General features: G+C 67.8%; 20 protein-coding genes. 17 read left to right on the top strand and 3 right to left on the bottom strand.

The genetic code is table 11. The features are described 5' to 3' along the window. The first annotated feature begins 45 nt into the window (after positions 1-45). The 4 genes from hslU to ACIPRS_RS06425 all read left to right on the top strand — a co-directional run bounded on the left by hslU (position 46) and on the right by ACIPRS_RS06425 (position 3,692). Entirely contained in the window at positions 46-1,431 is a 1,386-nt protein-coding gene (hslU, locus tag ACIPRS_RS06440) for an ATP-dependent protease ATPase subunit HslU (protein ID WP_446537917.1), read from the top strand. Between the two features lie 98 nt (positions 1,432-1,529). Further along, positions 1,530-1,868: a zinc ribbon domain-containing protein YjdM gene (locus ACIPRS_RS06435; protein WP_337730767.1), complete on the top strand. Its 339-nt coding sequence runs from the start codon at positions 1,530-1,532 to the stop codon at positions 1,866-1,868. A 41-nt stretch (positions 1,869-1,909) separates the two neighbouring features. Continuing rightward, positions 1,910-3,226, top strand: coding sequence for an NAD-dependent epimerase/dehydratase family protein (locus ACIPRS_RS06430; protein ID WP_446537916.1), 1,317 nt, complete (start codon positions 1,910-1,912; stop codon positions 3,224-3,226). 1 nt (position 3,227) lies between these two features. Beyond that, positions 3,228-3,692, top strand: a complete 465-nt coding sequence (locus ACIPRS_RS06425; protein ID WP_446537915.1) for a DUF2269 family protein — start codon at positions 3,228-3,230, stop codon at positions 3,690-3,692. A gap of 12 nt (positions 3,693-3,704) precedes the next feature. Here ACIPRS_RS06425 and ACIPRS_RS06420 read toward each other — a convergent pair whose 3' ends face one another. Next, positions 3,705-4,160 carry a nucleoside deaminase gene (locus ACIPRS_RS06420; RefSeq protein ID WP_337730896.1) on the bottom strand — a complete coding sequence of 152 codons (456 nt, stop codon included), beginning with the start codon at positions 4,158-4,160 and terminating at the stop codon, positions 3,705-3,707. Between the two features lie 160 nt (positions 4,161-4,320). On the opposite strand from ACIPRS_RS06420, the gene ACIPRS_RS06415 reads away from it, so the two are divergent. From ACIPRS_RS06415 to ACIPRS_RS06390, 6 genes are all read left to right on the top strand, one after another. Further along, positions 4,321-5,943: a hypothetical protein gene (locus tag ACIPRS_RS06415; RefSeq protein WP_446537914.1), complete on the top strand. Its 1,623-nt coding sequence runs from the start codon at positions 4,321-4,323 to the stop codon at positions 5,941-5,943. A gap of 350 nt (positions 5,944-6,293) precedes the next feature. Continuing rightward, positions 6,294-7,841, top strand: a complete 1,548-nt coding sequence (locus ACIPRS_RS06410; RefSeq protein WP_446537913.1) for a hypothetical protein — start codon at positions 6,294-6,296, stop codon at positions 7,839-7,841. Positions 7,842-7,931: 90 nt separating this feature from the next. Then, positions 7,932-8,693, top strand: a complete 762-nt coding sequence (ubiE, locus tag ACIPRS_RS06405; protein WP_142123235.1) for a bifunctional demethylmenaquinone methyltransferase/2-methoxy-6-polyprenyl-1,4-benzoquinol methylase UbiE — start codon at positions 7,932-7,934, stop codon at positions 8,691-8,693. A gap of 118 nt (positions 8,694-8,811) precedes the next feature. Next, positions 8,812-10,725 carry a M1 family metallopeptidase gene (locus tag ACIPRS_RS06400; RefSeq protein ID WP_446537912.1) on the top strand — a complete coding sequence of 638 codons (1,914 nt, stop codon included), beginning with the start codon at positions 8,812-8,814 and terminating at the stop codon, positions 10,723-10,725. A 3-nt stretch (positions 10,726-10,728) separates the two neighbouring features. Further along, complete coding sequence (locus ACIPRS_RS06395; RefSeq protein WP_446537911.1) at positions 10,729-11,706, top strand: alpha/beta fold hydrolase; 978 nt, start codon at positions 10,729-10,731, stop codon at positions 11,704-11,706. A gap of 11 nt (positions 11,707-11,717) precedes the next feature. After that, entirely contained in the window at positions 11,718-12,440 is a 723-nt protein-coding gene (locus ACIPRS_RS06390; protein ID WP_446537910.1) for a hypothetical protein, read from the top strand. Between the two features lie 11 nt (positions 12,441-12,451). Here ACIPRS_RS06390 and ACIPRS_RS06385 read toward each other — a convergent pair whose 3' ends face one another. After that, entirely contained in the window at positions 12,452-13,855 is a 1,404-nt protein-coding gene (locus ACIPRS_RS06385; protein WP_337730759.1) for a GGDEF domain-containing protein, read from the bottom strand. Between the two features lie 210 nt (positions 13,856-14,065). Continuing rightward, positions 14,066-14,998 (bottom strand): carbohydrate kinase family protein, encoded by a 933-nt coding sequence (locus ACIPRS_RS06380; RefSeq protein WP_192200038.1) that lies wholly within the window; start codon positions 14,996-14,998, stop codon positions 14,066-14,068. Positions 14,999-15,313: 315 nt separating this feature from the next. Here ACIPRS_RS06380 and ACIPRS_RS06375 point away from each other — a divergent pair, with 315 nt between their 5' ends. The 7 genes from ACIPRS_RS06375 (at position 15,314) to ACIPRS_RS06345 (ending at position 23,859) form a co-directional block, all read left to right on the top strand. After that, positions 15,314-16,360 (top strand): rod shape-determining protein, encoded by a 1,047-nt coding sequence (locus ACIPRS_RS06375; protein WP_055937350.1) that lies wholly within the window; start codon positions 15,314-15,316, stop codon positions 16,358-16,360. 169 nt (positions 16,361-16,529) lie between these two features. Next, positions 16,530-17,696, top strand: coding sequence for a rod shape-determining protein MreC (mreC, locus tag ACIPRS_RS06370; protein ID WP_446537909.1), 1,167 nt, complete (start codon positions 16,530-16,532; stop codon positions 17,694-17,696). Then, a complete protein-coding gene (mreD, locus tag ACIPRS_RS06365) occupies positions 17,693-18,178 on the top strand; it encodes a rod shape-determining protein MreD (protein ID WP_192200040.1) in 486 nt (161 codons plus the stop codon). The genes mreC and mreD overlap by 4 nt, the downstream gene beginning before the upstream one ends. Positions 18,179-18,181: 3 nt before the next feature. Continuing rightward, positions 18,182-20,359, top strand: a complete 2,178-nt coding sequence (gene mrdA, locus ACIPRS_RS06360; protein ID WP_446537908.1) for a penicillin-binding protein 2 — start codon at positions 18,182-18,184, stop codon at positions 20,357-20,359. Continuing rightward, the gene (gene rodA, locus ACIPRS_RS06355) at positions 20,356-21,492 is read left to right on the top strand and encodes a rod shape-determining protein RodA (RefSeq protein ID WP_192200042.1); all 1,137 of its coding nucleotides are present in this window, start codon (positions 20,356-20,358) and stop codon (positions 21,490-21,492) included. Before mrdA ends, rodA begins: the two co-directional genes overlap by 4 nt. A 61-nt stretch (positions 21,493-21,553) precedes the next feature. Beyond that, the gene (gene mltB / locus ACIPRS_RS06350; RefSeq protein ID WP_446537907.1) at positions 21,554-22,690 is read left to right on the top strand and encodes a lytic murein transglycosylase B; all 1,137 of its coding nucleotides are present in this window, start codon (positions 21,554-21,556) and stop codon (positions 22,688-22,690) included. Then, a complete protein-coding gene (locus tag ACIPRS_RS06345; RefSeq protein ID WP_446537906.1) occupies positions 22,687-23,859 on the top strand; it encodes a septal ring lytic transglycosylase RlpA family protein in 1,173 nt (390 codons plus the stop codon). The genes mltB and ACIPRS_RS06345 overlap by 4 nt, the downstream gene beginning before the upstream one ends. Positions 23,860-23,959 lie beyond the last annotated feature (100 nt).

Raw genomic sequence — 23,959 nt, 5'->3', positions numbered from 1 at the left:
GTCCATCGCGGCCGGGGCTGAAGCCCCTCCTACAGAACCATCGCCATGACCGAAAACACGTCCTCCACCATGACCCCGCGCGAGATCGTGCAGGAACTCGACCGCCACATCGTCGGCCAGCACGCCGCCAAACGCGCGGTCGCCATCGCGCTGCGCAACCGCTGGCGCCGCATGCAGCTGGATGCCGGCCTGCGCAACGAGGTGATGCCGAAGAACATCCTGCTGATCGGCCCGACCGGCGTAGGCAAGACCGAGATCGCGCGCCGCCTGGCCACGCTGGCCAACGCGCCGTTCGTGAAGGTCGAGGCCACGCGCTTCACCGAGGTCGGCTACGTCGGCAAGGATGTCGAGCAGATCGTCCGCGACCTGGCCGACACGGCGGTGAAGATGTATCGCGAACAGGCCAAGGCGCGCATGCGTACCCAGGCCGAGGACCGCGCCGAGGACCGCATCCTGGATGCGTTGCTGCCGCGACGCGAAGGCGCCGGCGGCGGGTTCGGCTTCGGTGCGAACACCACCACGGTCGACATCGGCGCGGAGCCATCGTCGAAGGAATCCGAAACCCGGCAGAAGCTGCGCCGGCAGTTGCGCAACGGCGACCTGGACGAACGCGAGATCGAACTGGAGCTGGCCGCCAATGTCGGTGTCGACATCATGACGCCCCCCGGCATGGAGGAGATGGGCCAGCAGCTCCGGCAGATGTTCTCCAACCTGGGCGGCAACAAGACCCACAAGCGCACGGTGACGATCAAGGCCGCGCGCCCGCAGCTGGTCGAGGAAGAGGCCGCCAAGCTGGTCAACGAGGACGACATCCGCGCCGCCGCCATCGAGGCCTGCGAGCAGCACGGCATCGTCTTCATCGACGAGATCGACAAGGTTGCCAAGCGCGGCGGCAACATGAGCGGCGGCGACGTCAGCCGCGAGGGCGTCCAGCGCGACCTGCTGCCGCTGGTGGAAGGCAGCAATGTGTCGACCAAATACGGCACGGTGAAGACCGACCACATCCTGTTCATCGCCTCGGGCGCGTTCCATCTGGCCAAGCCCAGCGACCTGATCCCGGAACTGCAGGGTCGCTTCCCGATCCGCGTCGAGCTCTCGGCCCTGAGCAAGGAGGACTTCATCCGCATCCTCACCGAGCCCAAGGCTGCGTTGAGCAAGCAGTATGTCGAGCTGATGAAGACCGAAGGCGTGACGCTGCGCTTCAGCGACGATGCCATCGACCGTCTTGCCGAGATCGCCGCGCTGGTCAACGAACGCCAGGAAAACATCGGTGCGCGGCGCCTGCATACCGTGCTGGAGCGCCTGCTGGACACGTTGAGCTACGAGGCGCCTGATCGCGATGGCCAGAGCGTCACCATCGACCGAGCGTATGTCGATGCGCACCTCGGCGAGCTGGTGCAGGATCCCGACCTGAGCCGCTACATCCTCTGACGCCACGAACCCGCCGCGAGGCGGGTTCTTCGTTTACGGGAGGGGAGTCCGGGCCGTCGGTTACAATCCTGCACCGTCCGAACGATGTCGTCCCTCCCATGAGCACGCTGCCGCCCTGCCCGCAATGCCGATCCGAGTACACCTACGAGGATGGCGTGCAGCTGGCCTGCCCGGAATGCGGCCATGAATGGTCCGCCGGCACAGCCCTCGCAGACGATGACGCGCGCGTCATCAAGGATGCCAACGGCAACCCGCTGCAGGATGGCGACACCGTCACCGTCATCAAGGACCTGAAGGTCAAGGGTTCTTCGCTGGTGGTGAAGGTGGGCACCAAGGTCAAGAACATCCGCCTGGTCGATGGCGACCACGACATCGACTGCAAGATCGACGGCATCGGCGCGATGAAGCTCAAGTCGGAGTTCGTGCGCAAGGCCTGATCCTGCGCTGCCCTTCATTTCCACGGACACGGAACGACCGCATGGCAGGCATGGCGCAGCGATCTCCCGAGGGAAATGGACGCACCGTGCTGGTGGTCGGAGGTGCGGGATTCATCGGAGGCTATCTGGTGGCGGCGCTCCATCGCCACGGCTGGCGCGTGCTGCGCGCGGTGCGTCCGAAGGAACACGCGCTCGCGGATGACGAGCGCGCCTGCGACCTGATGGCGATGCAGCGTCCCGAGGATTGGAGGCCACTGCTGGACGGCGTGGATGCGGTGGTCAATGCCGCAGGCATCCTCCGCGAGGAGGGCGGGCAGACCTTCGGGGCCGTGCACGTGGCTGCGCCGCTGGCGCTCGCACACGCCTGCGTGGACCGTGGCGTGAAGCGGTTCGTGCAGGTCTCCGCGCTCGGCCTGCCGGAAGACGGGCCCTTCATCGCGTCCAAGCATCGTTTCGACGAACAGCTCGCTGCGCTCGCCGTCTCGTCCGTCGTGCTGCGTCCGTCGGTGGTCTATTCGGTCAGTGGTTCCTACGGCGGCACATCGCTACTGCGCGCCCTGGCGGGATTCCCGGGCGCGCAGTGGCTGCCGGGCGATGGCCGCTGGCAGGTGCAACCCGTCGCAGCCGAAGACTTGGGCGAACTTGTCGCGCGCGCGGTCGATGGCACGGTCTCCGGCACCTACGAAGTGGGCGGCCCCGCGCCGATGTCGTTGCACGACTATCAGCGGCAATGGCGACGCTGGTTGCGCGTTCCCGGCGAACGCGTTGTGGCCGTGCCGGAAGCCTGCGTCTCGCTCGCGGTATCGGTAATGGAAGCCGTGGGGCGGGGGCCTGTCGGGCGAACGATGTGGCGCATGTTGCGACGGGGCAACACGACGGCACCGGAGGCGGCCGATCGACTGGAGGCTTCGTTCGGGCTGCGGCCTCGTACGCTTGCGGAGGCCCTGGCGCAGGCGCCCAGCCAGGTGCAGGACCGCTGGCAGGCGCAGCTGTACTTCCTCGCGCCCGCCCTGCGCTGGGCCGTGGTGGCATTGTGGCTGCTGTCGGCATTGGCCGGCCTCGTCACGCCGGCCGCCGACATCCTGCGACTGTCGTCGGGCACGCCGTTGGCCGCGTGGGATCCCATCATGCTGGCGCGCGTGGGTGGCGTGGCCGATCTCCTGCTGGGCCTCTGGCTGGCCAGCGGCTGGCGCCCCCGTGCCGCCATCGGCGCGATGCTGCTTCTGCTGCTGGCCTACACGCTGGTGCTCGGCGGCATGGTCCCGGCGCTGTGGTGGGATCCGCTGGGCGGAATGGCCAAGAACCTGGTGTTGCTGCCCGCATTGGCAGTGCTGTGGGTCCTGACGGAGCGACGCTGAGATGACCTACCTGTGGGTGAAGTGGATCCACATTCTGGCGTCCACGCTGCTGTTCGGCACGGGGCTGGGTATCGCGTTCTTCATGTGGCTGGCGCACCTGCGCGGCGATCCGCGCGTGATCGCATCCACCGCGCGCACGGTGGTCATCGCCGACACCTGTTTCACTGCGCCGGCCGTCATCGTGCAGCTGGCCACGGGCTGGTGGCTGACCCGATTGCTGGGCCTGCCACTGGATGTCTTCTGGGTGAAGGCGGCACTGATGCTGTTCTTCGTGATCGGCTCGTGCTGGCTGCCGGTGCTGTGGCTGCAGATCCGTGCACGTGATCTGGCCCTGCAGGCGGTGGCAGCATCGCAGCCGCTGCCGCCGGCCTACTACCACGCGATGCGCTGGTGGTTCTGGCTCGGCTGGCCTGCCTTCATCAGCGTGATCGCGATCTTCTGGCTGATGGTGATGAAACCGGCCTGAGGGCCGCAGGCTTCAGTCCTCGCCGATATCCTCGTTCCACACCTCGGGATTGGCGCGGATGTAGTCGCCCAGCAGGTCGATGCATTCCCGGTTCTGCAGATCGATGACATTGACGCCGGCTTCGCGGAGCCAGTCGATGCCGCCCTGGAAATTCACCGATTCGCCCACCACCACGGTGCCGATGTTGAACTGGCGCACCAGTCCGCTGCAGTACCAGCAGGGTGCGAGCGTGGTGACCATGATGGTGTCCTGGTAGCGCCGCTGGCGACCAGCCTTGCGGAAGGCATCGGTCTCGCCGTGCACGGAAGGATCGCCTTCCTGCACGCGGCGGTTGTGGCCGCAGCCCAGCAGTCGCCCGTCGTCGTGGTACAGCGCGGCCCCGATCGGAATGCCACCTTCGGCCAGACCTAGGCGCGCTTCGGCGATGGCGGTTTCGAGGAGGGCGCGGTAGTCGGGCACGTGGCTCATGAAGGGGTCGTCGTCGGCATGCAGCGTGACGCTGCTCAAGAATCCAGCATCACACATCCCCGAATGTGATGCCACTCACGGCGCGCATGATGCGTGCGCACTACAACGCCTCACGCGCGCGCGGCGCGCATCCGCATGACGATGGAGTGGGGGAGTGGACATGGAGACGCGAGCGGCGAAGGGTCGCAGGTGGACGATCATCGTGCTGGCGATGCTGGGTCTTGCCGGGATGGGTGATGTCCGCGCGCAGACCATCGAACAGGGGCTGCTGCAACTGGAGTGGGGCGATCCCGCGCGGCCGGCCCCCGGACAGGCACGCCTGCAGCCCCGCTTCAACGCGCATCTGGTGAAGGACGATGGCAGCCGCATCGTGCTTGACGCGGCGCAGGCACGCCTGGCAGCAGGCGATCTGTATGTGCTGGCCAATCGCCGCGTAGCGGTGGCGTTCGCGGCACAGGGGCGCGTGATGTCGTCGGCGCCGGCCATCCAGGCCATCGTGCCGGCGGATCGGGTCACGCAATCGGCGCCCGTGCATCCCGCCAACGCGCGCGTGATGGCCGCAGCGCCCGTGGGTGGCAACACGCGCTGGGTCACGCTGATGTGCAAGTTCAGCGACATCGATGCCGAGCAGAAGAACAAGGCGTTCTTCGATTCCCAGTACGGCGAGGCGGTCGGGCAGCTAGGCCACTACTGGCGCGAGGTGTCCTACAACAAGATCGACCTGACGGGCAGCAGTGCGTACGGCTGGTTCACGCTGCCGCAGCCCCGCAGCCATTACGTCACGCAGGAGAACGGCAAGGACAAGGCCGATCTCAGGAAGCTGTTCGCCGATTGCGGTGCGGCGGCGGACGCGACGGTGGATTTCAACAGCGTGCAGGGCGTGAACATGATGTTCAACGGCAATCTGGATGGCTATGCCTGGGGTGGCGGGAGCTGCGCGCCGCTGGAAGGCAGGACCAACTTCTGCACGCGCGTGACGTGGAATCCGCCCTGGTCCTTCAGCAACCTTGCGCCACTCGCGCACGAGATGGGCCACGGTTACGGCTTGCCGCATTCGGACAACTCCGACGGTGACGACGACACCTACGACAATCCGTGGGACGTGATGAGCGATGGCTGGGCCAATGCAGTGGGCGACGCCACGTACGGCACGCGCCCCAAGCACATCAACATGTTCCAGCGGCACCGGTTGAACTGGGTGGACACGGCGCGCCAGCGGGTGATCGCGCTGGGCGACCTGGCCACGCGCGACATCGCGCTGGACTATGCCCACCTGCCAACGTCCGGCGATGTGCAGATGCTGGTGCTGTCACTGTCGCCGCAGGCGGATCCGTACGCGACCATCGTCTACACGCTTGAGGCGCGCAGGCGTCAGGGTGCCTACGAGAATGCACTCGCCGGCGACGCCGTGATCATCCACAGGGTCGAGCGCTCGGGTACCGCATACAGCGTCGATGCCGACGTGCCGGCGGCCAATCGCGCGAACAACGAAGGCTCCATGTTCAAGGTGGGCGAGCGCTGGGTTACGCCAGAAGGGTCGCATGTGGTCACCGTCAAGGCGCAGACGGCGACCGGCTTCGTGTTGTCGATCGGTCCGCCGCGCGTCATGAGCAGTCCGCTGCCCGCACTGGTGAGGACGACGCCCGTGACGTCCTCATCCGCGTCATCCCCGGTCGTCACGCCGGCGAGCGGCAATGGCGTGCGCGCGATGCCACCTGCCCGTTGCAGTTCCGCGCATACGGGCAACTCGCGCGCGGCGGTGTGCACACTGCGCGAGCGCTGAGCCGTAGGGGATCTCCCGACACGCTCCGGCATTCCCTGACGCGGCGCCAGTGCGCGGCGTTGTCCGCGAACACGATGAGGTTCGCGTTCGATTCCTGCACTGCATCGCAGTTCGGAACATCCGTGTCGCGAATGGGCGCATTCGCCGCGAAACCGGCTCAAGACTCGCGCAAGCCAGCCGACACCCCCCATGGCGGTGTCATGTCGGCCCGCCGATCGTGAGCGGGGTCGCGCGTGTTCAAACACCGATCGGCCGATGCACGGCAGATGAGCGTTCGGGCGCTCATCACCGGATGTGTATTGGCATTGGCAGGCACTCTTCCGGCCTTTCCGCTGCGGGCGGAAACCGTCGTGCAAGGCATCCTGCAACTGCAGTGGGCGGACCCTCCGCGCGCGCTGCCTGGCCGGGTGCAGGCAGCGCCGCAGCTGGACGTATGGCTGGAAACCGGTCCTGGCCAGCGCATGCCGCTGGATGTCGTGCAATCCCGGCGCGCGGCCGGCGACCTGTATGCGCTGGCGAACCGCCATGTCGCGGTGTCGTACCAGGCACCGGCCACGAAGGTGATGTCGTCCTCGTCTGCACGCTCCGTGATCGACACCATCGTGCCCACCGGACGGGTTCCGCAACGGGCGACATCGGTAGGCGCGGATGGGCGCGTGATGGCCGCGGCGCCCGTGCTCGGCGCGACGCGCTGGGTGACGCTGATGTGCAAGTTCGCCGACATCGAAAGCGAGCAGAAGCCACGCGCGTATTTCCAGGAGCAGTACGGCAACGCGCCGGGCCAGCTGGGCCACTACTGGTCGGAGGTGTCCTACGGCCAGGTCAACCTTGCGGGAAGCACCGCGCACGGCTGGTACACCTTGCCGCAACCGCGAGCCGCGTACCTGACCACCACCAACGGCAAGCAGAAGGCCCAGCTGTCCACGCTTTTCGCCGACTGTGCGGCGGCGGCGGATGCCGAGGTGGACTTCAGGAACATCCAGGGCGTCAATCTGATGTTCAACGGAGAACTGGATGGCAATGCATGGGGTGGCGGCGCCTGCGCGACGCTCGACGGCGTATACACCTGCACGCGGGTGACATGGAGTCCGCCCTGGTCGTTCATCAACCTCGCTCCGCTCGCCCATGAGATGGGGCATGGCTACGGGTTGCCGCATTCCGACAATTCCGACGGTGACAGCGACACCTACGACAATCCGTGGGACCTGATGAGCGATGCCTGGCGCAACGCCACCAGCGATACGACCTATGGCCTGCTGCCCAAGCACATCAACATGTACCAGCGCGAGCGGCTGGGCTGGTTGCCGGCGTCGCGCAAGCGCACCATCGCCGCCGACAACCGCGAGACGCAGGAGTTCGTGCTGGATGCCGCCAGTCTGGTGCAGACGACCAATGCGCAACTGGTCGTGCTGGCCATGCCGTCGCAGCCGGATCCGTACAAGACCGTGATCTACACGCTGGAAGCGCGGCGGCGCACCGGGACCTACGAGGCCAAGCTGGCCGGTGACGCGGTGATCATCCACAAGCTGGAGGATTACGGCATCGCCTACAGCGTCGACCGTGATGTTCCCGCCGCCACCCTGTCGAGCAATGAAGGCTCGATGCTGAAGGTGGGCGGTCGCTGGAACACGCCCGACGATCTGCATTGGGTCGAGGTGGTGTCGGCGACGGCGAATGGCTTCGTGGTGCGCGTCGGGCCACGACCGCGCTCGATGAGCTCGCCGGCGCCCGTGCTCGTGAGGCCGGCCACGGTCGCGGCTTCTTCGTCGCCGCCGGTCAGCCAGCCACCACGCGTGACGCCGGTGGCCGTCGCGGCCGGCAGGGCCCGCAGGCGCGGCTGCGACGTCCTGCCCAGGGCGCTGCGCCTCCAGGCCGTGTGTGCGCTGATGGAGCGCTGAGCACTCGGGCCGGGGTCGCCCGGCCTGCTTGGATACGGGGTGGATGCCCTGGGCGTGGGCTGGCCCGGCCGGTAGTGCGATAATCCGGTGATGAGCGAATCCCCCTACGAACGCGGCACCACCCATTTCGGCTTCCGCGATGTCGCCGCCAAGGACAAGCAGAAGCTGGTGGGCGAGGTCTTCACGTCGGTCGCCGGCAACTACGACCTGATGAACGACCTGATGAGCCTCGGCATCCATCGGGTGTGGAAGCGCTACTTCGTGGGCACCTGCCAGGTGAAGCGTGGCGACCGCGTGCTGGACCTCGCGGGCGGCACGGGCGACATCGCCGCATTGCTGAAGGACCGCGTGGGCGACACCGGGCAGATCGTGCTGGGCGATATCAATGCCGGCATGTTGTCGGTGGGCCGCGACCGCATGACCGACCGCGGCCTGGTCCAGGGCCTGGAGTACGTGCAGTGCAACGCCGAGGCGCTGCCGTTTCCCGATGCCAGCTTCGACCTGGTGACCATTGCCTTCGGCCTGCGCAACGTCACCGACAAGGACGCCGCGCTGCGCGACATGCACCGCGTGCTGAAGGTCGGTGGCCAGGCGCGCGTGCTGGAGTTTTCCGAAGTCACGGTGGACTGGTTCAAGCCCGTGTACGACTTCCACTCGTTCAAGGTGTTGCCGAAACTGGGGAAACTGTTCGCGCAGGACGCGGACAGCTACCAGTACCTGGCCGAGAGCATCCGCAAACATCCGCCGCAGGCCGAACTGCAGGGCATGATGGATGCTGCGGGCTTCGCGCGGACGAGCTACAAGAACCTCTCCGCCGGCATCGTGGCCATCCATACCGGTTACAAGGTCTGACCCACGCTGTGCAGGACCCCGCAGGAGCGCCCACGGGGCACTTCTGCAACGGAAACGGGTCGATCAGGAAGGTGGCGCGGTAAACTGCCCGCTTCCCCCGATCGCTGGAAGTCCCCTGATGCGTTCACTGGCTTTGCTGTTGTCCTGCGCCGCCGTGCTGGTGGCCGGTTGCTCCAAGGAACCTGAATCCGCCCCCGTGGCCGCCATGCCCAAGCCCGCCATAGAGAAGGCCGTCGACCAGGACGAGCACTCCTACGCCGAACCGCAGAAGGTTGCCATCGCCGACCTGGCGCTGGACATCGCGGTCGACTTCGACACCAAGACGATCGGAGGCACCGCCACCTACACCCTGGACTGGAAGGACAAGGCCGCCACCCAACTGGTGCTGGACACGCGCGACCTGACCATCACGAAGGTCGAGGGCGAAGCCGACAACGCCTGGGCGCCGCTGCAGTACGCACTGGCCACGAAGGATCCGGTGCTGGGCAGCAAGCTGACCATCGAGACGCCCGCGCGCAACGCCAAGGTCAGGGTCACCTACACGAGTTCGCCGGAGGCCTCCGGCCTGCAGTGGCTGACACCGGAAATGACCGAAGGCAAGCAGCTGCCCTTCATGTTCAGCCAGTCGCAGCAGATCCACGCGCGCAGCTGGGTGCCGCTGCAGGACACGCCGCAGGTGCGCTACACCTACAGCGCGCACGTGACCTCGCGTCCGGACGTGATGGTGCTGATGAGCGCCGACAACGATCCGGCCGCTGTGCGCGACGGCGACTACACCTTCAAGATGCCGCAGAAGATCCCGTCGTACCTGATGGCGATCGCCGCGGGCGACCTGGTCTTCAAGCCGATCTCCGCCCGTAGCGGCGTATGGGCCGAACCGGCGATGGTCGACAAGGCCACGAAGGAGTTCGAAGACACCGAAAAGATGATCGCCACCACCGAGCAGCTGTACGGCCCCTACCGTTGGGACCGCTACGACATGCTGGTGCTGCCGCCGTCGTTTCCCTACGGCGGCATGGAGAACCCGCGCCTGAGCTTCATCACGCCCACCGTGATCGTCGGCGACAAGACGCTGGTCTCGCTGATCGCCCACGAACTGGCGCACAGCTGGTCGGGCAACCTGGTGACCTTCTCCAGCGCCAAACACGGCTGGTTGAACGAGGGCTTCACCAGTTACGTCGAGAACCGCATCGTCGAATCCCTGTATGGCAAGGAACAGGCCAGCATGGAATACGCGATCGCGCGCAACGGCCTGAAGAAGGAAATCGGCACGATGCCGGAGGCCACCCAGGCGCTGGCAGTGAAGCCGGGCACGAAGCTGGATGCCGACGACGCGCTCAGCGCCGTGTCCTACGACAAGGGCGCCTGGTTCCTGCAGATGCTGGAGGAGCGTTTCGGCCGGCAGGAGTTCGACGCCTTCCTGCGCGGCTACTTCGACCACTTCGCTTTCCAGAGCATCACCACCGAGCAGTTCCTGGACTACGCGAAGAAGAACCTGTTCGACAAGCATCCGAACCTGGTCAGCGATGCCGAGATCCAGGAATGGATCTATGCGCCGGGCATCCCGGCGCGCGCTCCGCAGGTGCAGTCGCGCGGCTTCTCCAGCACCGACACCGCACGCATCGCCTGGCAGGGAAGCGGCCAGTTGCCGAACCCGCAGGTCACCGGCACCTGGATCACCCAGCAGTGGGTGCACTTCATTGAGGGCATGGGCGACAAGCTGACCGTGGAGCAGCTCAAGCAGCTCGACGACGCGTATCACTTCACGGGTACCGCCAATGGCGAGATCGCGATGCGCTGGTATCCGCTGACGATCCGCAGCGGCTACGTGGATGCGCGTCCGGAGATCGCCAGGTTCATCGAGCGCGTCGGCCGCCGCAAGCTGATCATGCCGATCTACGAAGAACTGGCGAAGACACCGGACGGCCTGGCCTTCGCACGCGAGAGCTTCGCGCGCGCCAGGCCGGGCTACCACCCGATCACGACGGGTTCGGTCGAGGCGACGCTGGCGAAGGCACCGGCGGGCCCGTAAGGCATGCCGCTCCGCCTGACCCGCGCACGGACGGTCGCCCTGGGGGCGGCCGTTCTTGTCTGTGCACTGGTGGCGTGGGCATGGCGGGACCCGATGGCGCCGCTGCGTGCCGTCATGGCCCTGCAGGGAGCGTGGGTCGGGCTGTCCGAGAAACGCATCGTCATCGGCGACCACCGCTGGGCCTACGACGAGCGCGAAGCGGCGTCGGACGATGCCCCGACGGTGGTCATGGTGCATGGCTTCACCGGCAGCAAGGAGAACTGGTATCCGCTCGCGGCGCGGCTGCGCGGCCGGTACCGGCTCGTCATCCCCGACCTGCCGGGCTGGGGCGAGAGCCAGCGTGTCGCCGGGGCCGACTACGGATTCTCCGCGCAGGCCGGGAGGCTGTCGGCGTTCCTGGCGCAGGTCCGGCGCGATGGCAGCCCGATCGTGCTGCTCGGCCATTCGATGGGCGGCGGCATCGTGGCGATCACGTCGGCCCGGCATCCGGAAGTCGTCGCGCGCGTGGGCCTCATCGATGCGGCGGGCGTGCGGTTCGCCGACAACCGCTTCGGCATCGAGGTGCTGGCCGGGCAGAATCCGTTCGCCGTCCACGATGCCGCGTCGCTGCAGCGCTACCTTGATACCGTCTTCCACGATCGCGGCGTGCAGCCGTCCATCCCGTGGCCGGCATCGCGGGCGGTGATCGACTGGCGTATCGCGCAGGCGCCATTCGAGCAGCAGGTGCTGGACCGGATCGGCCGCAGCGACGAACGTTTCCTGCCCGGCGAAGCGGCTGCGGCGATCCGCCAGCCGGCGCTGCTGCTGTGGTGCCGGCAGGACCGCGTGATCGATCCCAGCGCGATGGCGCTGTATGCCGCGAAGATGCCGCAAGCCATGCAGGTTTCACTCGATGGTTGCGGCCACATGTCCATCATGGAAAAACCCGACGAGGTGGCGGCCGCAGTCGCCCTGTTGATCCAGCGAGGCGTACCCCGATGAAGAAGCACGCAATGAAGTTCCTCCTGCTGGCGATCGCCTGCCTGGCCGTCTCGGCCTGCGGCGATCGCGAAGCCGAACGCGCCGCCGCCGCCGCAGCGCAGGCCGCCGCCGTCGAGCAGCAGGCGGCCGAACTGGCGAAGAAATACGACAGCGCCGTAGCCTCCAGCGACTGGGACATGGCGCGCATCCACGGCGTGGCGCTGCTCGACCAGTATCCGCAGAGCGAGGCGGCTGCCCGCATCGGCCCGGGCCTGGATGACGTGAAGGGAAAGGCTGAAGCCGCGCGCGAGCAGCGCCGGATGGAAGCCCTGTGGGATTACTCGCAGGTCGGCACCGATGGCGGCACGCAGCGTTCGGCCGCGCTGCTGAGCAAGGAGCCCGTGGATGTGGACGGCAGCGGGGCCAAGCCGGTGCAACTGGTGTTCCGCGACCATCCCACCTGGAAGCGCAGCAGCTACCTGGTGCTGCACGCGAGCGACTTCGCCCGGGCCTGCTACAGCCGCTGCCAGGTGTCCGTGGTCGCCGACGGCGCGGCGCCCCGGCGCATGTCGGCCAACCGTCCGGATACCGATGAAGCCACCGCGATGTTCATCGACGACGAGAAGGCCCTGTGGCGACTCGCGCGCAAGACGAAGGTGCTGGAGATCGAGTTCACGGTGAAGGATGGCGGCACGCACAAGGCCGTGTTCGAAACGGGCGGCCTGGACGGCAGCCAGATGCCGGGATGGGACTGAGGCCGACGGCGCTACGCCACCACCCGGTTGCGCCCCGTCGCCTTCGCGCGATAGAGCGCCACGTCGGCCTGGCTGAGTAGCCGTTCCAGCGCATCGGCACTCTCAGGACTGGAGGGCGCGGACACGCCGACGCTTACCGTGATGTCGAGGACGCGTCCGTCGTCCAGCGGCATGGGTTCGCCTGCGAGTTCGCGCAGGCGCTCGGCCACGGCGATGGCCGACACCGCGTCGACCCCCGGCAGCAGGACGGCGAACTCCTCGCCCCCCAGGCGACCGAACAGGCCGTCTTCTCGCAGGTGCGAGCGCATCCGTTGCGCGAAAGTCACCAGCACGGTGTCGCCCGCGGCGTGCCCGTGTCGGTCGTTGACCGACTTGAAGTGGTCGATGTCCAGCATCATCGCGGCAACGGGTTGGCCATGCCGATGGGCGTGCGCCATCAGGTCGCCGCCGCGGCGCAGGAAGGCGCGACGGTTCAATGCGCTGGTCAGCGCATCGTGGTCGGCGGTGTGGTTGAGGGTGGCGAGCAGGCGGTTGCGCATCGCGTTGACGCTGGCGACCGTGAGGGGTGCCACGGCCAGCAGGGCCATGCCCATGCGCAACGAAATGACCGGCTGCACGCTGGTCTCCTGCAGTTGCAGATCGATCAGGCCCGTCGCGATCGCGATCAATGTCCACATGCACAGCAATGCCGTGATCACCGCCGTGGTGAACAGCCGATACGCCAATGCGCACCACAGCAATGCCGGCACCGGGAACGCGATGGCGCCGGGGCCGCCGATGGCCACGCCCAGCAGGATTGTCAGCGCCAGCGCGACCAGCGGCATCAGCAGCAGGGGCCGCTGGCGTGCGCGGTCCAGTCCGTCGCGGAGTTCGCGAAGCGCTTGCCCGGGCGCGGGAGCCAGCAGGACGACCGGCAGGACGGCGACGTAGCTGACCAGTTCGGCGGAAAACCAGAAACCGCTGGCGGTCAGGAAGCCCATCCGCATCATCGCGTGGGAGGTCAGGCTGCCCACCAGGCTCGCGCCCACCGCCGCCGTTGCCGAGACCGCCAGCACCCACAGCATGGACAGCGGATGCTGCAGGCGGAGGTCTTCCTCGCGGATGTGCCGGAACACGAGATACCCGGCCAGTACGCCCGCCAGGTTTGCCGCCGTCAGGCGCACGGTGGTGGGCAGCGAGGTGCCGGTGAGCAGGTCCGCCGCGACATAGCCCAGCGCCGCCGCAGCCCAGCCGGCGGGTGATGCCAGCGCCGGACGGCGCGCGAACAGCCCCAACAGCAATGCATTGGTCAGCCAGAACGCGGCCAGCTGCTTCTCGGGACGGGTCAGGATGCCGAGGCCGCTGGCAAGGAAGACCACCACGGCGACCAGCAGGGCCTGGCATGACAACCGACGGAACAGGGCGATGGCGGGCACGGGATCGCTTGGATCCCGTGGAATGGGTTGGCGTTGCTGCCCGACCATGCTGCCCCTGCCTGATTGCTGACGGCGCGGGGACCGGCGCCTGCGCCATCCCCCGGTCTTACCTTACGCATTGCGCATCGGCAGCGCGAGTGTGCCGGCGGGCCGGAGGCGTGTCAGCCGCAGCCAAGGCCACGGCGGGAAGCGGGGCTGCGCTGGTTGCGGTTACAGCGAATAGCCGAACTGCTGCTTGAACTGTTCGTTGAACTCGTCGTAGTCGAAGCGCTGGTTCTGGGTGCCCGGGTGCTCGACCTTCAAGGCCCCCATCAGGTTGCCCATGCGGCCGATGGTCAGCCAGTCGTAGCCCTTCTCGATGCCGAAGATCAGGCCGGCGCGGAAGGCGTCGCCACAGCCGGTGGGGTCGGTCACGCGGCGCTCGTGCGCCGGCGGGATGTCGTAGGTCTTGTCCGGCGTATGGATCTGCGAGCCATGCGGGCCACGGGTGGTGATGTAGGCCTTCACGCGCTTGACGATGTCGGCCTCGTTCCAGCCGGTGCGTTCCTGCAGCAGGTTGGACTCGTAATCATTGACGGTCACATAGTCCGCCAGTTCGATGAAGTTGCGCAGTTCCTCGCCGTTGAACAGCGGCATGGCCTGGCCCGGGTCGAAAATGAAGGGAATCCCGCCTTCCGCGAACTCGGCCGCGTTCTGGATCATGCCCTCGCGTCCGTCCGGGCTGACGATACCGAAGGTCACCCCGGCTACGTCCTTCACGTGGTTCTCGTAGCTGCGCATCATCGCGCCCGGATGGAAGGCGGTGATCTGGTTGTTGTCGTGGTCGGTGGTGATGAACGCCTGCGGGGTGAACAGCTCGTCGATCACCTTCACCTTCTCCAGGCGGATGCCCTGCTCGGTGAAGTGCTCGCGATACGGGCCGAAATCCTGCCCCACCGTGGCCATCGGGATCGGATCCCCGCCCAGCAGCTTCAGGTTGTAGGCGATGTTGCCCGCGCAGCCACCGAACTCGCGGCGCATGCGCGGCACCAGGAACGACACGTTCAGGATGTGCACCTTGTCCGGCAGGATGTGGTTCTTGAACTGGTCCGGGAACACCATGATGGTGTCGTAGGCAAGGGAACCACAGATCAGTGCGGACATCGGCAGACTCGGTTGGAGGCGGATGCGGCCGTCCCGGGCCGCAGGAAAATCGGGACGTGCGCCCCATTCCCGGCGCGCCGGTGCGAAGGTTACCGGCTGGGGCCGGTGCCGACCAGCCTTGATCCGGCGCTGCCGGCCGCGCGGTCGCCAGGACCATGCGTGCGGGCGGACGCAGCGAACAGCGGTTTTCCCCGTGTATTCACGAGATTTTTCCTTGCCCGCACCATGCCGGATTGTTAGGCTAGCTGACTTCGTTTTTTGCCCAAAAAATCGCCATTTCAAGGCGATCCGCCCCCAGCAGGAACCCGTCCCCCGATGTTCAAGAAGCTCCGCGGCATGTTCTCCAACGACCTGTCCATCGACCTGGGCACGGCCAATACCCTGATCTACGTGCGCGGGCAGGGCATCGTGCTGAACGAACCCTCGGTCGTGGCGGTGCGCCAGGACCGTGCCATCGGAGGTTCGCGCTCGGTCGCGGCGGTCGGCGCGGAGGCCAAGCAGATGCTCGGCCGTACCCCGGGCCACATCACCACCATCCGCCCGATGAAGGATGGCGTGATCGCCGACTTCACCTACACCGAGGCGATGCTGAAGTACTTCATCAAGAAGGTGCACAAGTCGCGCTTCCTGCGCCCCAGCCCGCGCGTGCTGGTGTGCGTGCCGGCAGGCTCCACCCAGGTGGAGCGCCGCGCCATCAAGGAGTCGGCAGAAGAGGCCGGCGCGCGTGACGTATACCTGATCGAGGAGCCCATGGCGGCCGCGATCGGTGCCGGCATGCCGGTGACCGAGGCGCGCGGTTCGATGGTCATCGACATCGGCGGCGGCACCACCGAGGTGGCGGTGATCTCGCTGAACGGCATCGTCTATTCGCAGTCGGTCCGCATCGGCGGCGACCGCTTCGACGAGTTCATCACCAACTACGTGCGCCGCAACCACGGCATGCTGATCGGTGAGGCCACGGCCGAGCGCATCAAGCTGGAGATCGGCTGCGCCTACCCGCAGGCCGAGGTGCAGGAGATGGAGATCTCCGGCCGCAACCTCGCCGAGGGCGTGCCGAAGATGATCAAGATCAACTCCAACGAAGTGCTGGAAGCCCTGCACGAGCCGCTGTCCGGCATCGTCAGCGCGGTCAAGCTGGCGCTGGAGCAGACCCCGCCGGAACTGTGTGCCGACGTCGCCGAGCGCGGCATCGTGCTGACCGGCGGCGGCGCCCTGCTGCGCGACCTCGACCGCCTGATCAGCGAGGAGACCGGCCTGCACGTGCAGGTGGCCGACGACCCGCTGACCTGCGTGGCCCGCGGTGGCGGTCGTGCGCTGGAGCTGGTGGACATGCACGGCAACGAGTTCTTCGCGCCGGAATGAAGAACGGAAAGGGGAACCGGGAGTCGGGGATGGGCGTGTCGCCTGTCCGTGTTCCTGGTTTTCCCGGCCCGCGTCCGCTTCCGCAGCCGTTGCCGGAGGCGCACGATTCGAGACGCTGTCCACGCGCGTTTTCCCATTCCCGATTCCCCCTTCCCGACGCCCGGCCCTGATGCCTTCCTACGCCGGTCCCCCCGTTGCCTCCCGCCCCGGTGAAGTCGCCAGCACGCTCCGGTTGCTGGGCTATCTGGCGCTGACCATCGCGCTGGTGATCCTGGACCATCGTGGTGGCTGGCTGTCGCAGGTGCGTGCGCAGGCCAACGTGGTCACGCAGCCATTGTGGTGGCTGGCTGGCCTGCCCGGCCGCGTGACCACCCGCGTACAGGACGATGCCGCGACGCGCAGCGGGCTGCAGGAAGAGAACGCACGCCTGCGCAACGATGCGCTGGTCGCCAACGCCCGGCTCGCCCGTCTGCAGACGGCGGCGGCCGACAACGCGCAGTTGCGCGCGCTGCTGGGCGTGAAGACATCCCGCGGACTGGACGTGCAACTGGCCCCCATCCTGGACATCGACCTGGCACCCGGCCGCCAGCGCCTGGTGCTGGATGCGGGCAGCCGCGCGGGGGCTACCGTCGGCCAGTCGGTGATCGACGCGGGCGGCCTGATGGGCCAGATCATCGAGACCACGCCTGCCCATGCCACCGTGCTGTTGCTGACCGATCCCGACCACGCGGTGCCGGTGGTGATCGCGCGCAACGGCGTGCGGCTGATCGTCTATGGGCGCGGCCGCAGCGATCTGCTGGAACTGGCCGATGTGCCGCTGAACAGTGGCGCGCAGGTGGGCGACCTGCTGGTGACCTCCGGCCTGGGCGGCCGCTTCCCGGCCGGGTTCCCGGTCGGCACGATTTCGGCCCTGCGTCCGGATGACAGCCACGCGTTCCTGATCGGCGACGTCACGCCGGCCGCACGCCTGGACCGCGGCCGCGACGTGCTGCTGCTGAAGTCCGCACCGCCACAGCCGTTGCCGCCGGCCGATCCGGCGCGGTTCCTGCCCGAAGCGTCGTCGCCCGTGGAAGGCGCGACCCAGCCCGAAGACGTGCCGGCGTCCGTGCCCGCGACCCAAAGTCCCTCTCCCGCCGGGAGCGGGGTTGGGGTGAGGGGCAACGAAGGCAGTGTAGGCGCCGCCGAACAAGCCTCTGCCGCGCCCGCGACGGGTTCTCCGCGAGCGCCGAACACTGCGAACGTCCCGACCCTCACTCCAACCCCGCTCCCGGGGGGAGAGGGGCTCAACGCGCGCGCCCGACGCACTGAATCTCCGCCGCAGGAGCCGCAACGATGAGTCGCTCGCGTGCGGGCTGGCTGATGCCGGTGAGCATTGTCATCGCCCTGCTGCTGGGCCTGCTGCCGTTGCCCGACCTGCTGCAGCCGCTGCGTCCCTACTGGCTGGCGCTGATCGTGGCCTACTGGGTGATCGAGGCGCCGGACAGCGCCGGCCTCGGTTTCGCCGTCGCCATCGGCCTGGTCGCCGACCTGATGTTCGGGACCCTGCTGGGCGAACAGGCGCTGCGGCTGCTCATCATGGCGTTCATCCTGCAGCGCTTCCGCGCGCGGTTGCGTTTCTTCCCGATGTCGCAGCAGGCGCTGGCCATCGGTGGCCTGCTGCTCAACGATCGCATCGTGACCACGGTGGTGCACCTGGCGTTGGGCGAACCGACGCTCCCGTGGGAATACTGGTGGGCGCCGCTGCTGGGCATGTTGCTGTGGCCGCCGCTGTTCGTGCTGATGGACGCGCTGCGGCTGGGTCGCCGCAAGCGGGGCTGAGCGATGATCGGGCCGCGCCGGCGCAGCAAGAACCCGCATGCCGAAGCCGACCAGTTCCGTCGGCGCGCGGTGACGGGCTTCGTGGTGGTGGCGCTGTGCCTGATCGGCCTGGGTGCCTGGTACTTCAAGCTGCAGGTGGTCGACCATGACGACTACGCCACGCGCTCGGAAGCCAACCGCATCCGTCCGCGCCCCGTCGTGCCCGGCCGCGGCGCCATCTACGACCGCAACGGACTGCTGCTGGCGGAAAACGTGCCGGCGTTCCGGCTCGATGTCACCCCGGACAAGGTGAAGGAACCGGCGAAGCTGGTGGCCGAGCTCGGCAGGATCATCGAACTCTCGCCCGAAGACATCGAACGCTTCGAGGCCACCCGCAAGACCACGCGCGGGTTCCGCCCGATCACGCTCAAGCTGCGCGTGGGCGAGGAGGAAATGGCGCGCTTCGCGGTGGACCGCTGGCGTTATCCGGGCGTCGAGCTGGTGCCGTACCTGACCCGGCGCTATCCCTACGGCGACCTGTTCGCGCACATCGTCGGCTATGTCGGCCGCGTGGACGAGAAGGACCTCGAGCAACTCGGCGAGATCAATTCCGCCCTGACGCACATCGGCAAGACCGGCCTGGAGCGCTACTACGACGAGCAGTTGCGCGGGAAGATCGGCTACGAGAAGGTCGAGACCAACGTGGAAGGGCGCGCGCTGCGCGTGGTCGGCCGCGTGCCGGCGCAGGCGGGCACCGACCTGCGCCTGAGCGTGGATGCGACGCTGCAGCAGGCCATCGTCGATTCGTTCGGCGAGCTGGAAGGGTCGGCCATCGCGGTCGATCCGCGCACGGGCGAGGTGCTGGCGATGGTCAGCCTGCCAAGCTACGACCCCAACCTGTTCGTCAACGGCATCTCCAGCAAGGATTTCAGGGCGCTCAACGAGAATCCGTCGCGGCCGCAGTTCAACCGGCTGGTGCTGGGCGGCGTGGCGCCGGGTTCCACGCTGAAGCCGCTGATCGCGCTGGCCGGCCTGGACAGCGGCAAGCGCAAGCCGGAGGACACCGTGGTCTCCACGGGCATGTTCTACCTGCCCGGTACGAGTCGCGGCTGGGGCGACGCGAGCCGGCGCGGCCACGGGGTGACCGATCTGCGCAAGTCGATCTCGCAATCCGTCAATACGTACTACTACCGTCTCGCGCTGGATCTGGGCATCGAACAGTTCGACTGGTACATGGAGCATTACGGGTTCGGCGAACCCACGGGCATCGACCTGCGCGGCGAGATCGGCGGGATCCTGCCGTCGCCGCAGGCCAAGCTCAAGGCGCGCAAAGAGCGCTGGTATCCCGGCGACACGGTGAACGTCGCCATCGGGCAGGGCGACTGGAAGGTCACGCCGCTGCAACTGGTACGGGCCACGGCCGGCATCGCCAGCGGGCAGATGCGGCGGCCGCACCTGGTCAGACAGACGCGCGTGGGCTTCGATCGGCCATGGGAACCGACGCCGCAGCCTGCGCCCATCGCCATCAGTCCCAACCCGGCGAACGTGGAAGTGGTGCGGCTCGGCATGCAGGACACCATGCAGCCGGGCGGCACGGGCTGGCGCGTGGCCCAGGGTGCGTCGTACCTCATGGCCGGCAAGACCGGCACCGCGCAGGTGATCAGCCGTCGCGGTACCGCCGCCGTCGATCCGCGCAGCCTGCCGATGCACCTGCGCCATCGCTCGTTGTTCGTCGGCTTCGCGCCGGCCGACAACCCGACCATCGCCATCGCCATCGCGGTGGAGGGCGGCGGTTACGGCGGCAGCACCGCCGGCCCGATGGCGCGCAAGATCTTCGATGCGTATCTGCTGGGGAAGATGCCGGAGAAGGAGGGCGAGGAGGCGGCGCCCGCAGGCACGGCGCCCGCCACATCGCCGGCAACGGCACCCGTGCAGCCGACGAATCCGAACCCGAATCCAAGCCAGGTTCCGGGCCCCTCTCGCTCGGGCGGGGCGCCCGCTCAAAGCCCCTCTCCCATTGGGGGAGGGGTTGGAGTGAGGGTCGGCGAAGAGCGGATGGGCGGAGATGCTCATGGCGTGGCCGCGCTCGTACCTTTGCGCTCGAACATGTCCGCCACCGCGTACGCCCCGACCCTCACCCCAACCCCTCTCCCGGGGGGAGAGGGGCTTGAAGCCGCTTCTGCGGTGCGGAGGCAGGCATGACCGACCTGCTGCGCTGGGGCTTTGACCTGCTGCGCCATCTGCTGCGCACGCTCGATTGGCCGTTGCTGGGTGCGCTGGTCGCCTTGATGGCGATCGGCCTGGCGGTGCTGTACAGCGCCGGTGGCGAAGCGTTGGGTGCGCGCCTGATGCTGGCGCAGGGCGTGCGCTTCGGCGTCGGCCTGGCCGCCATGTGGGCACTGTCGCGCGTCACGCCGGTGCGGTTGCGCGCGTGGACGCCCGGCGTGTTCGCGGTGGCGCTGGTGCCGCTGGTGCTGGTGCTGTTCATCGGCACGGGCAAGCACGGTGCGCACTGGATCGACCTGAAGGTCTTCTACCTGCAGCCCTCCGAACTGTTGAAGATCGCGTTGCCGATGATGCTGGCGTGGTACCTGCATCGCGAGCCGCTGCCACCGGGCTGGCGAACGACCTTCGTGTCGGCGCTGCTGATCGGGTTGCCGACCGGCCTGATCCTGATGCAGCCGGACTTCGGCACGGCGATGCTGGTCGCTGCGAGCGGCGTGTTCGGCCTGTACCTCGCGGGGCTGTCGTGGTGGTGGTTCATCACGGCGGGCGTGCTGGGCGGCACGGCGGTGGGCCTGGTGATGTTCGCGCCGATCTCGTGGTTCTCGTTCCTGCGCGAATACCAGCAGAACCGCATCCTGACCTTCCGCGACCCCGAGAACGATCCGCTCGGCGCGGGCTGGAACATCCTGCAGTCGAAGATCGCAATCGGCGGCGGCGGCTGGACCGGCAAGGGCTGGGGGCAGGGCTCGCAGTCGCACCTGGATTACCTGCCGGAGCACACCACCGACTTCATCTTTTCGGTGCTGTCCGAAGAATTCGGCTGGGCCGGCGTGGCCACGGTGCTGGCGCTCTATCTGTTCGTGGTGGGGCGCTGCCTGTGGATTGCGATGGACGCGCGCGACACGTATTCGCGCCTGCTCGCCGGTACGCTGGGGATGGCGCTGTTCGTCTACGTCATCGTCAACGGCGGCATGGTGTCCGGCCTGTTGCCTGTGGTCGGCGTGCCGATGCCGCTGCTGAGTTACGGTGGCACGTCCGCGGTATCGCTGCTCGCGGGCCTGGGACTGGTGATGGCGGTGCGCGCGCACCGGCCCGTGCACGGGTATTGATGCCGCATCACGACGTGCTCTGTTCACCCTGCCCGCAAAATCGCGTGCTACCCTCGCGCCGATGATGCGACACGCACTTTCCTCTCTGCTGGTGCTGGGCCTTGCGTCCTGCGCCACACCGCAACCGCCGCCGGCTTCTTCGGCGACTCCCTCCGCTCCTGCTCCGACGACGCCCGCCGAAACCTCGGTCGAGCGCGTCGCCGAGGTGCCCGCCGAGGTGCTGAAGCCGGTCGACTTTCCCACCGCGCGCGCGCAGTTCGTGCGCGATACCGCGGCGAAGTACGGCATCGCGCCCGCCGAGATCGAGGCCACGCTGGCCAAGGCACAGTTCCTGGACAGCGTGGTAGCCGCGATGTCGCGTCCTGCCGAACGCGTGAAGCCGTGGAGCGAGTACCGGGTGGGCTTCCTCACCCAGACGCGCATCGACGGTGGCCGCACGTTCATCGCCGAGCACCGCGACGAACTGGCCCGCGTCGAACAGCAATACGGTGTGCCTGCCGAAGTGATCGTGTCGATCATCGGCGTGGAGACCAACTACGGCGGTTTCACCGGTCGCCACAAGGTGCTGGATGCGCTGTACACGCTGGCATTCCGCTATCCGCGCAGCGGCAATCCCGAGCGCGCGGCCTACGAACACCGTCGCGAGCAGTTCTTCCGCGACGAACTGGCGCAGCTGTTCGCGCTGGGTCGCGAGGAGAAGCTCGACATCGCCTCGCTGACCGGCAGCTATGCCGGCGCGATGGGGCTGGGCCAGTTCATGCCATCCAGCTACCGCGAGTTCGCGGTGGATGGCAACGGCGACGGTCGTCGCGACCTGTTCACCACGTATCCGGATATTTTCGCGTCCATTGCCAACTACTTCCGCAAGAAGGGCGGCGAACGCGGCGGCTGGGTGCCGGGCGGTGCGGTGGTCGCACGTGCGCAGTTGCAGCCGGGCTTCGCCGAGTTCAATCCGGAAACGTGGACGCCCGACTACACGCTGGCGCAGCTGGCGGAGAAGGGCTATCGCCCGCTCGATCCCGTCGCCCCCGACGCCACCGCCACGCTGGTACAGCTGGATGGCGCCGACGGCAAGCAGTACTGGCTGGGCTTCCAGAACTACTACGCGATCACGCGCTACAACAATTCGAAGATGTACGCGATGGCCGTGCACCAGCTGTCGCAGGCCATCGCGGGCCGAGAGATCCCGTCGGCATGAAGTGGCTGGCATTGCCCGTGCTGGCAGTGGCCCTGGCCGCGTGCGGCACGGCGCCGAAGAAGTCCCCGTCGCCTTCCGCAACCGGCGGTGCGGTCCGGCCGTCGCCAACGGCGCCTTCGCCCACCGTCGCCGGCAAGGACTGCTCGCGTTACGCCCCGGCCCAGGAAAACCTGGCCACGCGCGGCGACTACACCGCAGGCGGTCTCTACAAGCCGGGCGTGTCGGATACCACGCCGGATCATGTGCCGGACCTGGACTGCATCCGCGAACCCGTCGTCACCGCCGAGGCGCGCTCGCGCGTGGGCAACAAGTCGCCCTACTCGGTGCTCGGCAAGCAGTACCGGGTGCTCGACCGCGTCGATGGCTACGTGGAGCAGGGCACGGCGTCGTACTACGGCAACAAGTTCCACGGCCGCCGCACCTCCAACCAGGAGGTGTACGACATGTACGCCTACAGCGCGGCGCACAAGTCGCTGCCGCTGCCCAGCTTCGCCCGCGTCACCAACCTGGACAACGGCAAGTCGGTGGTGGTGCGGGTGAACGATCGCGGGCCGTTCCACGAAGGCCGCGTGATCGACCTCAGCTATGCAGCGGCCGTGCGCCTGGGCATCACCCAGCGCGGCACCGGACGTGTCGAGGTGCGCGCATTGACGCCGGACGACAGCACGCTGGCCACCGCGCCTGCGCCTTCCGCGATGGATCACCTGGTCGGACGTTTGCCGCAGGACACCGCGCGCTACCACGTGCCTGCCAAGCCGGGTGATGCGCCGAGTGCGGCCGGCTTCGAAGCGTGGATGAAGGCCAACGGCGTGCGCGTGGCGTCCGGCAAGCCCGGGGCGCCGGTGGCATCCCCGGTTTCCAGCGTCGCGCCGCCGCTGCAGCCGGTACAGGCCGCGACAGCGCCGGCTGGTGCCGCCGCGGAATCGGCATCACCGCCTTCCGCCCTGCAACTGCAGGTCGCCAGCTTCTCGAGCCGCGACAACGCGGACCGGGCACTGGCACGTCTCGCGGCGGCCGGCATCGTCGATGCGCGGCTCAGCGACGTCCCCGGCCAGGGCCGCACGCTGTGGCGCCTGCGCGTGGGCGCACCCGATGTCGCCACGGCGGAAGTCCTCGCCGGCAGGATCGCGAGCCTGGGTTTCGGCCGCCCGCAGGTGGTCCGCGAGTAACCCTGCAAGCCGCCTGTTCGCCGGTTTTTACGTCTTTCCAACCCAACCCGCGGCCGGCCTCCCTACAATGATCGCCTTGAATCGTCAGGCCCACGGCCTC

Source organism: Pseudoxanthomonas sp. LARHCG66, from assembly GCF_052871755.1.
Note: the sequence above shows the minus strand (reverse complement) of the source record. Positions and strands in the feature narration are given on the sequence as shown.